This window comes from Parabacteroides goldsteinii, assembly GCF_020091425.1.
Taxonomy (GTDB): Bacteria; Bacteroidota; Bacteroidia; order Bacteroidales; family Tannerellaceae; genus Parabacteroides; species Parabacteroides goldsteinii.
Genome location: NZ_CP081906.1, coordinates 5,680,318 through 5,695,419, shown reverse-complemented (window position 1 = coordinate 5,695,419; position 15,102 = coordinate 5,680,318). Strand labels below are relative to the sequence as shown.

Genomic DNA, 15,102 nt, shown 5'->3' with positions numbered 1-15,102 from the left:
TCTACTAGAACTATGATAATAATTTAATTGATGCTGAAACACATTATACACACATCTATTTTTACTTATAAATCAAACGCTTATGTCTAAAAAATTGAAATTTCCAAGCTTGATTTTGCTTGCCGGTGCATTAGCATCTCCGATAGGAGTCTACGCCGACGTATTGCCCGACAGGCAAAGTGTAAACATTTCCCAACAGAGTGGGAAAGTAACCGGAGTCGTAGAAGACGCATTAGGTCCGGTAATTGGAGCTTCTGTGGTAATCAAAGGCACCACTAATGGTATTATGACTGATCTTGACGGTAAATTTACACTGGATAACGTCAAAAAAGGTCAAGTCCTACAAATCTCTTTTGTCGGATACAAAACAAAAGAAATCGCCTACACGGGACAAACGACAATGAAAATTCTTCTGGAAGAAGATTCACAAGCCCTGGATGAAGTTGTGGTAACAGCCCTGGGTATGTCGCGTGACAAAAAATCACTGGGTTACGCCATGACAGAACTGAAAGGAGATGAAATCGCCAAAGTAAACTCTCCTAACCCGATCAATGGTTTGCAAGGTAAGGTTGCCGGTGTACAGATTAACATGGGTAACTCCGGTCCGCAATCTTCACAACGCATCATCATCCGTGGTAATACTTCTTTGGGCGGCAACAACCAGCCGATTTTCGTTATCGACGGTATTATCATCGACAATGAAGTAACAAAAACGGGAGCAGGACAAGACTGGGGTAATGACCTGAAGAACCTGAATGCCGATGACTTCGAATCAATGTCCGTATTGAAAGGTGCTGCCGCAACCGCTTTGTACGGTTCACGTGCTGCCAATGGTGTGATCTTGATCACGACCAAAAAAGGTCGCAAAGGAGAAGGTATAGGCGTTTCCGTTTCGCATACGCAGCAGTGGGAAAAGATCTATGCCACACCCGATTTACAGAATGAATTCGGTTCGGGTTCATCGCCGGTATGGGCATTGAATGACGACGGGTCTGAAAACCGATACACCTCGGCCGGCCGTAGCTTCGGACCTCGTTTCGACGGTAAGCCGTTCTATGTAGACGGACAGGAAATGATCTATTCTGCCAAAGACAATAACCTGAAGAATCTTTACCAGACAGGTCATTATATGAATACCAACGTGGCCCTGCAAGGTGGTTCCGAAAAAAGTGCTTTCCGCTTTTCTTATTCAAATCTGCAATCGGAAGGTCTGACATTCAATAACGAATTCAATCGTAATTCATTCAGCTTAAACGCATCACACGATATCAGTTCCCGCCTGAAAGCGGAAGGAGGATTCTCGTACATCGAGTCGACAGCACAGAACCCAACAAGACAGGGAGGTTCGGGATCTCCGATCTACGACTTCATGTACAGCATCGCTCGTGAATATGATACGGACTACTGGTTGAATAACAAAAATTATATCAGTCCGGCCGGCGACGGTTACAACTCACAGGATCCGTATGGTTATTCCAAAACAATTTATGACTATCTGGAAAACATCTATACACAGGACGAAATGAGTGTACGCGCATACTTGAACCTGGATCTGAAGCTATTGGACTGGTTGTCTTTGAAAGTGAAAGGTGATATCTATAAACTCTACACCACCAACGAATCGAAAGTAATGGCTACAGGTGCCAGCAACTACGACGGTGCGGCATACAAGATTCATGAAAACAAGAAAGACCAGTACAAAATCACCGGTATGCTGACAGCCAACCATTCGTTCGATGACTTTAATATCAGCGGTAGCGTGGCTGTTGAACAATGGGATACGAAGAGTGGCTACCATAAAACCGACTCAAAGAACGGTTTGCGTGTGCCCGGCTTGTTCGACATGACAAACTCGGTCGAAAGAGCGACCACCGAAGTAAGGTACAATACAAGCAGAAAGCGTATCAACTCTATCTATGCTTTTGCCAATATGGACTACAAGGGTGTTTACTTCCTGGATATCACCGGACGTAACGACTGGTCGTCTGCTCTGATCTACGAAAACGGAACAGGAAATACCTCCTATTTCTACCCTTCTGTAGGTGCTTCCTGGTTGTTTGCCGAAGGCTTGCGCGATGCAATTCCCGAATTTATCTCTTTCGGTAAGCTGAGAGCATCTTACGCTATCGTAGGTAACGACTGTGCCCCTTACCTGACAACAGGTACCGGCTATTATGCATTCGATAATACGTTCGACAACCAGATTAACGGCGGTACGTATCCGTATTATAAATTTGACAAAGATGAATTGCCCAACCTGAATCTGAAGCCGGAGAAACAGCATTCAATCGAGATCGGTCTGGATATGCGTTTCCTGAAAAACCGTCTCGGCTTCGACTTTGCGTGGTATAAGACAAATACGAAGAACCAGATCCTGGCATTGCCGATCGCCTCTGAATCCGGTGTTTCAAAACGTTGGATCAATGCCGGTGATATCCAGAATAAAGGTATCGAGTTATTGATCACCGGTACTCCGATCGAAACGAAGGACTGGCGCTGGGATTTGTCTTTCAACCTGACACGCAACAGAAACAAGATCGTTTCTTTGTTTGAAGGCGTTGAGAAATATCAACTAGTAGGAGGAGGTACAGATACACAGGCATGGGCTACCGTAGGTGGTGCTTATGGTGACATCTATACATCTTATGCTTATACACTCAATGATAAAGGAGAAAAGCTGTTGAATGCAGACGGTTCTTATCCGCGTTCGAACAAAAGTGAAAAAATCGGTTCTTTGCAGCCGAAGTTCTTGTGGGGTGCCAATACATCGGTAAGCTGGAAAGGCATCACGTTGAATGCCGTCATCGATGCCCGTTTCGGAGGAGACATCTTCTCGGCAAGTTATTACTATGGAATGAACTCCGGTAACATCAAGTCTTCACTGGCCGGTCGCGATACACAATATGGCGGTCTGCCTCGTACATTGGCTGACGGAAGAACCGTTAACGACGGTGTCATTCCGGAAGGCGTATTTATGCCCGGCACAGAGATTAAAGGGGTAGACGTTTCCGGCATGAGTTATCAGGCAGCTTACGAACAAGGTTTAGTCGAGCCGCTGTCAGCTTACAAATATTACGACAATGTATACAGCTGGTCAGGCGGTATACGTTCGGAAGGTATCCACAAATGTTCCTGGGTCGCCTTGCGCGAACTTTCAGTACATTGGCAGTTACCTAAAAAATGGGTGAACAAAGCCTACATCCAGAATGCAAGCGTCGGTCTGATGGCCCGTAACCTGGGATTCCTGTACAACAGTCTGCCGGATAATATCCACCCGGAAGGACTGAACACATCTTACAGTTCTGAATACATGGAAAGTGGTGGTGCCGTGTTCTCACGCAACATTGGTTTCAGCGTGAATGTTTCGTTCTAATAACTTATATACAATAAAACAAGATGAAAAAAATTAAATATTATATTTTCGGAGCATTGGCTTCCATGGTTGCACTGACCTCCTGCGATGCCGATTTCGTCGAAATCAACAAGAACCCTGATACAGTCTACGAGGTTGACCCGGAAGTATTCCTCTATCAGATTGAAAATGTAATGTGCAACGCCGGCGAAACATGGGCCGATTCATACGCTTGTCGCCTGAGATGGATGCAGTATTGTGCCGGAATCTGGGGATATAGCACAACCAACTTCACCGAATGTGCCGGTTGGGCCGGAACATTATACAGCAACTATGTAAATGCCGGTAAGTATGCCCGCCATATTCCTTATTACGTTAAGACCAATATGCCGGAACAGGAAGCTGCTTACAGCGACTTAACCGAGGTCGCCCGCATCCTGCTGATTACAAAAGGTATCCAGGCTTCCGACACATATGGTTCTTTGGTTTACACCGACGGTTGGGGTACACGCAACGGCAATGTGGAAATTCTTGAACCGGCTTTCCAAACCCAGGAAGAGTTGTTTACAATCTGGAACCAGGAGCTGAAAGAAGCTGCCAATAAACTGGCAACGTCTACCAATCAGGTAACTTTCAAAAATTATGACCTGGCTTATAGCGGCGATATGTCGAAATGGGTGAAGGCTGCCAATGCCGTTCGTCTGCGTATTGCCCTGAGATTGTTGAAACAAAAACCGGAAGAAGCGAAAGCCATTGCTCGCGAAGTGCTGTCTTCAGGCAACATATTCAGTAGTATCGACGATAGCTTTATCCTTTATTTCGATAACCACTGGACCACATTGGGCGACTGGCATTCTGTGATTGACATGGACCGTGCATCTTCTGCTTTCATGGCTTACTTACTGAAGTATAACGACCCGAGAAAACGCCTGTTTTTCCAGATCAACAATTTGACTCCGGAGAATGTAGCCGAGTTCAATGCCAAAGAGACAACCACTCCTGCGCAAGTCATCCCGACCCATCTGGGACGTTGGTGCGGAGGTAGCGTAAGCTATGATAAATGGGCTACCGACTCTTGCCGTACATCACGTTATCTGGACGACATCGACATGCGTCCGATGAACAGACCTCAGACTCGTCTGTGGAAAGGTGCACAAGACAATGGTAGTGCCGGCGGCTGGATTCCTTTGGTAACATATGCTGATTTCTGTTTCATGGCTTCCGAATTTACACTGGAAGGCGTTGCCAACGGCAAAACGGCTCAGGAATGGTATGAAGAAGGAGTAAAATCGTCTTTGAGACAATGGAGTAAAATTGCAGATTATTGTAAAATCAATGACTACGAAGCTGTCACAGAAGCTGAAATCGACGCATTCCTGGCACAGGATGGTATCGCCTGGAACAGTGCCATAGCCAAAGAGCAGATTTACTGCCAGACTTGGGTAGAACATTTCAAAAACAACAATGAATCATGGGCTATGTACAAACGTACCAATTATCCGAGTACAACATCCACGTTGGTTACCTGGGAACCGATCAATGTATACGGAGAATTGCAGCAAGTACCACGCCGTAAAAAATTCACCATGCCGGCTGAAGGTTCTGCCAACTATGCAAATCAGGTAAAACGCCTTGAAGACATGCAAAAAGAATCGAACTTCGGTCGTTTGGACAGCGAGTTCGGCCGTATCTGGTGGGACAAAGAATAAACCCAAAACTAATTTTTCAATATAATTTTTGATGGTGAAGGGTGGCCGTGACGGTCACCCTTCTTTTGTATGTATTAACGAATAAGCCGCTGGAAATGCTGTAACTTACAGAAAAAATCATTTACTTTGCAGGTTGATAATAATTACATATAGTTATGGCACAAGAAGATGTTTTCAAGAAATTAGTTTCACACTGCAAAGAATACGGATTTGTATTTCCCTCTTCAGAAATATATGACGGTTTGGGAGCAGTATATGATTACGGACAGTATGGCGTAGAGCTGAAAAACAATATAAAGAAATACTGGTGGGACAGCATGACGCTGCTTCATGAAAATGTGGTAGGTATCGACTCCGCTATTTTTATGCATCCGACCATCTGGAAAGCATCCGGCCATGTGGACGCGTTCAACGACCCTTTGATTGACAACAAGGATTCAAAGAAGCGGTATCGCGCCGACGTACTGATCGAAGATTACCTGGCTAAGATCGACGAGAAAATACAGAAAGAAGTAGACAAAGCCGCTAAAAAATTCGGCGAAGCATTCGACGAAACACAATTCCGTGCTACCAACGGCCGCGTGTTGGAACACCAGGCTAAACGCGACGAGATACATACCCGTTTCGCTAAAGCACTGAACGATTCCAACTTCGAAGACCTCCGTCAGATCATTGTCGACTGCGAAATAGCATGTCCGATCTCCGGAACACGCAACTGGACGGAAGTTCGCCAGTTCAACCTGATGTTCTCCACAGAAATGGGTTCTACCGCCGATGGTGCTTCCAAGATATATCTGCGTCCGGAAACGGCACAGGGTATTTTCGTTAACTTCCTCAACGTACAGAAGACCGGCCGTATGAAGATTCCTTTCGGTATCGCTCAGATCGGTAAAGCGTTCCGTAACGAGATCGTTGCCCGTCAGTTCATCTTCCGTATGCGTGAGTTCGAACAGATGGAAATGCAGTTCTTCGTTCGTCCGGGAGAAGAAATGGAATGGTTCAAGATGTGGAAGTCTACCCGCTTGAAATGGCATAAGGCTATGGGATTAGGTGACCAAAAGTATCGTTACCACGATCACGAAAAGCTCGCCCACTATGCCAATGCCGCTACCGACATCGAATATGAAATGCCGTTCGGTTTCAAGGAAGTGGAAGGTATCCATAGCCGTACAGACTTCGACCTGAGCCAGCACGAAAAGTTCTCAGGAAAGAAAATACAATATTTCGATCCGGAATTAAATAAAAGCTATACTCCGTACGTTATTGAAACATCTATCGGTGTTGACCGCGTATTCCTGAGCGTTATGGCAGGTTCATACTGCGAAGAGACACTTGAAAACGGTGAAACACGCGTTGTTTTGAAATTGCCGGCAGCCCTGGCTCCTATCAAACTCGCCGTATTGCCACTGGTGAAAAAAGACGGGCTTCCTGAAAAGGCTGAAGAGATCGTCAACATGCTGAAGTTCGACTTCCGTTGCCAGTATGATGAAAAAGATTCTATCGGTAAACGTTACCGCCGTCAGGATGCTATTGGAACTCCGTACTGTATTACAGTTGACCATGATACTTTGAAGGATAATTGTGTAACGATCCGTTTCCGTGACACCATGGAACAGGAACGTGTAAGCATCGACAAGCTGCACGATATTATCTCTGAAAAGGTAAGCCTGAAGACTTTATTAAAAAAGATAACTGAATAATTAAATGAAGAAGTACCTGCAATTCGCGTTGATGATTTTTTGTATGTCTGCCGTCTTTACTTCCTGTAAAGATGACGATGATAGTGATGATGTAGCCGTTGAAGCCTACAAGCTGGAAAACGAACAGGCTTTCGCGGCGAAGGCTAATGACCCGGATTTCTTTAAGGTAAGCATACAGGGAGCCGGAGAAGATTTCATTTATGCTAAAAGGCTCAAAGAAGCAGATAAACCTGAAATTCCAATCTATTACAACAGTCGTGTCACTGTTTATTACAAAGGATGGTTCCCTAACAGCGAGGATGGTGAATATTTCGATAAGAAAGAATTAGAAGACGGATCACCTTCCGAATGGGCTGTCAGTACAGCCTCTTCAAACTACAATAGTTACTATGGAACAGGAATTCCCAGTCCCATATCAGGATGGACTATCGCTCTGCAAAATATGAAAGTAGGCGAGAAATGGGAAGTCTGGATTCCTCAAAGACTAGGTTATGGTTCGGTTGACAAAAAAGACAGCGCCGGGAATGTTACTATCCCTGCCTACTCTACTTTAGTTTTTGAAATTGAAGTAGTAGAGCGGACAGCCGAAGTTGCCGGTACAACTTAATCCGTTCTTATATAAAAGAAAAGGGAACATCAATCGACCTGATGTTCCCTTTTTTATTGTCTGTTAGTTTGTATAATAAGGCTCGCATAAAGCAAACCCCTATAAACAATTAAAGCCTGTCTCACGACAAGCCCTAACCAAACTTTGTTAACCTTAAATCTAATACTATTATGAAAAAACCACAGTACAAAGATAAGGTTGTAGAGGCCTTTTGTCAAGCCTTTTCAGACTAATAAACGTTAAGCAAAACACTTGTTCCAGTCAAATTTTGTTACTGAACACAAAACTATATAGATTACAGCCAAATTCTACTAAAATTAACAGCCGGAGAGTAACTTTTCCCCTCTGGAGAGGGGGCAGGGGGTGTGTTATCATTCCGCCTTATAGCTAGCTTTAACACACCCCTTAATCCCCTCTCCTGAGGGGAAACAGATACCATTATTTCACGAACTTCAAACATTCTGACTCCTGCACGGAAGTGACTGCCTGAACAAGAAACATGCCTTTTGGCAAATCAGCAATATTTATATCATAGCGGGCCTGCGGATATAAAGCCGGAAGTTGCTTTACCAATGTTCCCTGCGCCGAGTAAATGAAAAGCCCTTTCAAAGTCTCTTCACTCTGAATGAACAAATGATCATCCTTCACCCAGCCTGTAATCTTTTTATCCGGTGCAGTAAGACCAGATATTCCGGTACCGGTACCTTTCTTCTCTATCTTATATAGTTTCACGCCATACTTGGGTAAGGATACAGGGATTTCTTCACCTTGCAATGATACATCCTGCCCGGTCCACAATTCCTTAATTCCTTTTACATCGGAAGAAGCGATTCCCAGTCTCGACAATTTTATATTTTCCGAGAAGGCCAGGTCTTTATAGTTGAAAGCCGCAACATACAGATAATCTTCCGTATCCAGCATAAAGAGATTCTCGCCGCGGTTACGTCCCCAACTATTCTTTCCCGAAGCCTTTGCCCCTTCTACCGGATAAAAAGATTTACCGATACGGGCAACTTCGTTTACTTCCGCATTCGTTGCAAACTTTTCTGCTTTCTGTCGGGCTGCCAATTCCCCGACACATGTTCCCTTCTGGCTGAAGTTATCACCCAGGATATATGTTCCGGTAATCACACCGGAGGTAATACGCATACGGTTCTCATCCTCGTTATAATCGTCTCTATGAAGCACCAGGTGGTCGGCATCATTAAAGTTATACACCTTGTCGAGCCACCAACCATAAGAAAGGCCGTTCATAACATATTCCGTATCCTCTTTGGCTCCCCAAGCATCACAACTGATACGACGGGAATTGCCGTATTGAGCCGGAAATGCAGGCGCAATGGATAGAGCCATAAACAGATCGTCTCCGCACAATTCCGTCAGATATTTCATTCCGCTGTTGTAAGCCTGAACGCCAGTCGTTACATTCTTATCATAATAAGAGTCCGCTTCAAGGATCGCATTATTCAGGAAATCGAACTTGATATATTTATAACCTAAATCTTTAAAGCGGTTGATGAAATAACTCATCCGCTGGCGGGTTCCGGGATGCGTGGGGTCCAGGGCACGGGAAGCGATCTTTTTAGGCTGTCCGTTTACATATAAATAGGCTTCCCCGTATTTATAGTTACTTCCTTCCATCGTGCGGCTGCCGTTTTCCCCCCAGTCGGAGAAAGGAGCCCAGTAAATGCCGGGAACCTGCCCGTTGGCAACACATCGTTCGGCAAATGATTTCAACTGGGTATCGGTCAGATTATCCCAATAAGAATCGAGGATGACATAAGCCGTACCGTCATTGGTAAAATTGTTCGGTTGCAGGTTCGTACTGATATAATCAGAGACATCCAGCACACCTTCGTAGTTTAGCTTCTCAGCCATGGCGCCCCAGCTGTTCCAACCGAAGATATTGCCTTTCGACCATTTACGGGGAGGCGCGATCAAGGCATTGGCCTCGCCATAGGCTTCCAGCCCTTCGCGCCAATCGTCGAACATACCGATTAAAAGCTTCGGTGATTTCAGTTTAGTGCCGGAAATGCTGCCGTGGGCTTTTGCTCCGGTAGCATCTATATCGTGGGTCACGCGATGGCTTATGCCGCCAAAACATTCGAGACGGTTTACCTTCTGGTTGCCGGAAGTGGAATAACGGACTCCGGTCTTCCAGGTATCGTGTTCTACCGAGCCGATTACCAACCCTTCGCGGGTATCACCACAGTAGAAAGAAGTAACCTCGAACGACACGGAGTCGACCGACAAGGCCAGGGAGGAATAGCCTATCCAGGCATCATTATCGAAGGGGACGGATAACACACGGTTGGAGGTATTCGTATTCAGGAAAGAGTTGACTGTTTCGGTAACAACCGGAGCGATATAATTACTCGACGTACCGGCTTCTGAAAGGATAAAAGCCTCTGTCAGGAAATAGCTTTTATCAGGATAGAAATAAAACAGCTGTTGCAAGGAAGGTGCTCCCTCCTGTCCGGCATAGGTAAATGTATATTTATGGCCGGCACCGAAAACGTCATCGACAGCTTCTTCCGAGAAGGTCGGCTGCCCGTATTCCGTACTGCGCAGCAGTTGGTCTTTATCTTTGGCCTGGACGAAGACACCCGCCAGGATTGTTTTTCCTTTATGGATAAAATCACAGGTTTTCGTATCGTTGTTATAAACGATCTTCCAGTCACCGGAAGTTATCGTCTGCTGATCAGCCGCAAACGTCTCCCTCCCGATAAACAGGCAGACAAGACAAAAGAGCAGGGTAATTCTTTGTAAATTCTTTTTCATGATCCTTGTATATTAGCTTAATTCGGTTAGTAAATAAAACACCGGGCAAAGACATGCCTCCCCGGTGTTTTTCTTCTTACAATCTTTTTGCCATTATCGACTAGTGCTTAGTCGATTACAGTTCCCTCGTAGTTCCCTGTTTTGGAAACTCCCGTTTCCTGCGGAGGAAACTGTAATTTCCTGCCTGGGGAACTGTAGTTTCCTAAGGAGGAAACTATAGTTTCTTCCTTAGGAAACGGGGGCAGCCCTACTACTATCTGTAACCCGGGTTCTGATCGTCTTGCGTCATGTCCGGATTCTGTTCGATCTCTTCGTTAGGTATCGGATAACGGACATTATAATCCTGTATCGTACCCGAACGTTTTGCCCATTTATTGCGTTCCTTAATATACTCGACAAACTTGCCTGTACGGATCAGGTCGGCACGGCGCCAGTTCTCACCCAGAAACTCACGGATACGTTCATCCAATATCTTTGTACGGAAAACATCTTGCGACATGCCTGCATCCCATTTCTTATCAGCCGGGATACTAAAGCCCCACGCACGGTTACGCACTTCGTTTACCTTTTCGACAGCCTGCCCGGTTTGTCCCAATTCATTCAGACATTCAGCATAACTGAGAAGCACATCGGCATAACGGATAACCGGGATATTCTTACCCGAGTTCCACATATTATTGATACCCAGTCCGGAATGCTGGTCGGTACGGAAATCTTCATATTTCTTTACATGCGGTTTCAACTCGTCATGGTCTTCACCCAGGTCTTCCCAGGCAACACATTCATAGTTGGGAACTTCGCCATAATAAGTGAAATCGTAGCGGATACTTTCTTCTTTACGAACATCGCCGTCTTCCCAAATACCGCCGTTCTCTACGGTTTCATAAGCATATTCAGTAACAACTACATGGTCGTAGCCAGCAAAATAACAACCATCGGTCCACCAGTTCTGTGCTACACGCGAACCGATCTGAAACTGAATCTGATTACGGTTCGGGTTATTGTTGAACTGAAATTCGTAGATAGACTCGGCTGTATTCGGTTTTTCGTAATTCCACAGATCGGCATAAGGAACCAGTTGGTATCCCATACCTATTACCGCTTCAAAGCATTCCTTTGCCTTATTGAAGTCACGGAGCCCTGTTTCAACCGGGGCAGACATATAGGCTTTACCCAGCATAGTGTAACCGGCACCGGAAGTAGCACGACCGGCGGTATTGGTTTTCGGAGCATACTTAGCAGCCTTTTCCAGGTCGTTGATAATGAATTGCCATACATCGGTCAGCGGCTGCCGGCCATAACCCGTTTCATCCAGCTTATCCAGGTCGATGATAGGAATTTCACCCCAGTACATAGCCAGTTCATAATCGACGAAACCACGGACGAAACAGGCTTCACCCAAAAGTCCGGCTTCTTTCGATCCCTCAACCAGTTCAGGAGTATCCAATGCACGGATAATCTTGGCAGCGGCAGTAACAATTGGGAAACGTTTGTTCCACTGATCTTTTACCTTACTATGCAATGAATTCATATTAGCATCGTAACGGTCCATTGCCGCGCCTTCACCGCCTCCTTTATTCTGAAGGGCTCCACGTTGGATTTCATCGGTACCGGTCATCAGGAACCAGGCCCGTTCATCCTGGCGGGTGTTATCACGCCAGGTATTGTATATACCTTTCAGATTCAGTTCGATAAACTCGACATCTGAATAGATCTGCTCTTCTGTCAGTGCTTTCTTGTTCTCCTGTGTCAGGAAATCGGAACAAGATGTGGTGATCCCGGCTGTAAGCGCCAAAGCCAGTAATCCGATTAAATTATATCTCTTTTTCATAATTGCTTCCTATTTATTCCATTAAAAACTAAAGTTTAAACCTAACACATACATCTTTGTCGGAGGATAACCGTAGTCGCCTGTTTCAGGATCGAACCCCTTGTATTTGGTGATACAGAACAAGTTGGATGCAGTGAAGTAAACACGCAGGTTTTCTACTTTGATCTGGCTCAACAAAGGCTTCGGGAATGAATAAGCCAATGTCAGGGTAGACAAACGCAGATAAGATGCATTCTGGATCGTGTAATCCATATCCGACGGGTTGTAACGGTTGTAGCCGCTGCTGGTATTGGCGATCACGCGGGGAACGGAGGCTCCTGTATTTTCCGGTGTCCAACGATTCAGCAAATCTTCGGAAGCCATGCTTGTACCTGTACTGTTAATCAATGTTTCATAATAAGAACTGATCTTCTTCGCCCCATAAGAATAATTGAAAACAGCATTCAGGGTGATACCTTTATAGTTGAAGTCTGTTGCAAATCCACCGTAGAATTTCGGGTCTTTCTTACCCACCACTACACGGTCAAGCTGGTCGACTACGCCGTCGGGCACACCGTCAGGACCGGAAACATCCAATGGGAACAAGTCACCCAAGCTGACATGTTTACCGTTGAAATCCAGATTTTCCCATTGGCTACGGTTCGACTCATTAGCAATACCGCCTGTTTTATAAGTATAAATGTTATTCAGCGATTCGCCCAGGAAGATGTTCTTCTCACGGTCGGAACCGTTCAGGATTTCCTTTACATCGCCATACAGTTTCGAAACCTCGTTCTTGTCAAAGGAGATGTTAGCATTTACATTCCAGGTAAAGTCTCTTGTCTGTATCGGGGTTGCGTTGATAGTCGCTTCGAAACCTTTATTCTTCACAGAACCGATATTCTCCCATGTTTCACTGTAACCGGAAGTCAACGGCAATGAATGTTTCATCAGCAAGTTATCGTTCTTGATAAAGAACCCGTCCAGAGAAACGTTCAAACGATCGTTCAGAAATGCCATATCGACACCGATATTCGTTTGTTTCTGTTTTTCCCAAGTGATGGCAGGCGTACCTCTCAAACCACTGGTCGCGTAAGAAGCCTCACCGTTGCTGACAGAAGAGAAATAAAGCGTACGATACGCATAGTTTTCGATATCCTGGTTACCAACCACACCGTAACCGACACGCATTTTCAAACGGTCAAAGATTGTCTGGTCTTCCATAAACGCTTCATTCGTCACATCCCATGCAGCAGAGAAAGAAGGCAGGACACCCCAACGGTGGCCTTCGGCAAACTTGGAAGAACCGTCGTAACGGGCCGTTGCCGTCAGGTAATAACGCAGGTCATAATTGTAGTTCACTCTACCCAAAACAGAAACGAGGGTATTGCCCTTGAAATCTGAATCAAGTTCTTTTTTATCGTTGGCGGCAGCACCTTTCAGGTCGTTCCACAACAGGTCGTCGCTGGCGAAACGGTCGCCCTGCGCTTTTGTATAGTTTTCGGTATTCTTAGTCGTACTCGTACCGAACAGAAAGTTCATGCGGTGTTTGTTGATCGTCTTATCGTAAGTGATCGTGTTATCCCACTGCCAGTTCAGCTGTGACCATCTTTCATGTTTTGCTCTTGCATCACCGTTATAATGGCGGATCGCTTCCTGGATGTAGCTCGGTGTATATTCGAACCATGTCTGTGAAGAAACGTCCAGCGCGAAAGTTGAACGGATATTCAGTCCTTCAATCGGATTGATGTTGATGTAATTGGATGAAAGGAAACGGTTACGGGCACGTTCACGGGCTACTTCCTGCGAGTTGAACGGGTTATAATCGTTGTTGTTTCCTTCATTGTGGACACGGTAATACAGTGTCAGATAATCCCAGGTATAGCGGGTCGACGGATCGCGGAACGGTTCCGGATTCAGCAACGGGTTTGCATTCAGCGCCTTGTCGTACACGTCGTCTGTCGGCAAATTGTTTTCCGTACGTGAGAAAGAAGAGTTCGTACCGATCTTCAACCACGGTTTGATCATCGATTCCGCATTGACACGACCGGAATATTTCTTTTCTTTCGAATCACCGATCAATCCATCGATATTGGCGTAATCGAAACTGATATAAACGTTGTTCTTTTCCGTTGCATTGGAAAAACTTACGGAATGGTTCTGCTGGAAACCGCTGCTGATCACTTCGTCGAGCCAGTTGTAGCTTTTGCCCGAACGATACGTTTCAAATTCAGCATCGGAGAAAGCCGTATTGGTTTTCATCAGCGTATTGTCGATATAATCCTGGCGGTTTGCCGTTGGATTATCATGCATGTAACCATTGGCAAAAGCATCCACACGCAGGTCGAACAACTGCTGTGCATTCAGTGTCTTCGGACGCTGGGTGATTTTAGAGAAACCTACCCATCCGTCATAGGTTACGCGTCCTTCGCCAATCTTACCTTTCTTGGTCGTGATAAGAACTACACCGTTAGCACCACGCGAACCGTAAAGAGCCGTAGCCGAGGCATCTTTCAATACCTGTACCGAAGCGACATCGTTTACATTGATCGCATTAAAACCACCATAACCATTGCCCATCACCAAACCATCGACAACGTAGATGGGGTCCGAGCCTGAGTTAATCGTATTCACACCACGGATCTTGATGCTGGAATCGTCGCCCGGACGGGTTCCCTTAGTGATCAAGACACCGGCAACACGTCCCTGAAGGGCCTCGTTGACGGTTGTTACCGGTCTTTCCTCCAACACCTTGGCGTCAACATGGGAGATAGCACCGGTCAGGTCGCTTTTCTTCATGGAAGCACCTACAATCACAACTTCGTCGATAGATTGCGAGTCTTCCGAAAGAGTTACGTTAATAACATTCTGGTTTCCAACTTTTACTTCTTTGGTGTCATATCCGATATAGCTGATCACCAGTGTGGCGCCCGGTGTTGCAGAGATGGAATATTTTCCATCCATATCCGATATAGTCCCTTGCGTTGTTCCCTTGAGAACAACGCTCGCTCCCGGGAGCGACTCCGACGTTTTAGCGTCGGTGATTGTACCTGTTATCGTTATGCCCTGTGCGAAAACGGTACCGCAGCATAACACAAGCATCATCAAAATACTAAAAAGCTTGATCTGTTTCATAATTGATA

General features: G+C 45.6%; 7 protein-coding genes. 4 read left to right on the top strand and 3 right to left on the bottom strand.

From position 1 onward, the window contains the following. Positions 1-82: 82 nt before the first annotated feature. From K6V26_RS23455 to K6V26_RS23440, 4 genes are all read left to right on the top strand, one after another. Positions 83-3,373, top strand: coding sequence for a SusC/RagA family TonB-linked outer membrane protein (locus tag K6V26_RS23455; protein WP_224264039.1), 3,291 nt, complete (start codon positions 83-85; stop codon positions 3,371-3,373). 23 nt (positions 3,374-3,396) lie between these two features. Continuing rightward, positions 3,397-5,061 (top strand): SusD/RagB family nutrient-binding outer membrane lipoprotein, encoded by a 1,665-nt coding sequence (locus tag K6V26_RS23450; protein ID WP_224264038.1) that lies wholly within the window; start codon positions 3,397-3,399, stop codon positions 5,059-5,061. 155 nt (positions 5,062-5,216) lie between these two features. Then, positions 5,217-6,761 (top strand): glycine--tRNA ligase, encoded by a 1,545-nt coding sequence (locus tag K6V26_RS23445; protein WP_224264037.1) that lies wholly within the window; start codon positions 5,217-5,219, stop codon positions 6,759-6,761. 4 nt (positions 6,762-6,765) lie between these two features. After that, the gene (locus tag K6V26_RS23440) at positions 6,766-7,368 is read left to right on the top strand and encodes an FKBP-type peptidyl-prolyl cis-trans isomerase (protein WP_010801047.1); all 603 of its coding nucleotides are present in this window, start codon (positions 6,766-6,768) and stop codon (positions 7,366-7,368) included. 438 nt (positions 7,369-7,806) lie between these two features. Here the strand turns inward: K6V26_RS23440 and K6V26_RS23435 are convergent, their stop codons facing one another. The 3 genes from K6V26_RS23435 to K6V26_RS23425 form a co-directional block, all read right to left on the bottom strand. Then, positions 7,807-10,149, bottom strand: coding sequence for an alpha-galactosidase (locus K6V26_RS23435; RefSeq protein WP_224264036.1), 2,343 nt, complete (start codon positions 10,147-10,149; stop codon positions 7,807-7,809). 253 nt (positions 10,150-10,402) lie between these two features. Then, the gene (locus K6V26_RS23430; protein ID WP_224264035.1) at positions 10,403-11,980 is read right to left on the bottom strand and encodes a RagB/SusD family nutrient uptake outer membrane protein; all 1,578 of its coding nucleotides are present in this window, start codon (positions 11,978-11,980) and stop codon (positions 10,403-10,405) included. Between the two features lie 21 nt (positions 11,981-12,001). Continuing rightward, the gene (locus tag K6V26_RS23425; protein ID WP_224264034.1) at positions 12,002-15,094 is read right to left on the bottom strand and encodes a SusC/RagA family TonB-linked outer membrane protein; all 3,093 of its coding nucleotides are present in this window, start codon (positions 15,092-15,094) and stop codon (positions 12,002-12,004) included. Positions 15,095-15,102 lie beyond the last annotated feature (8 nt).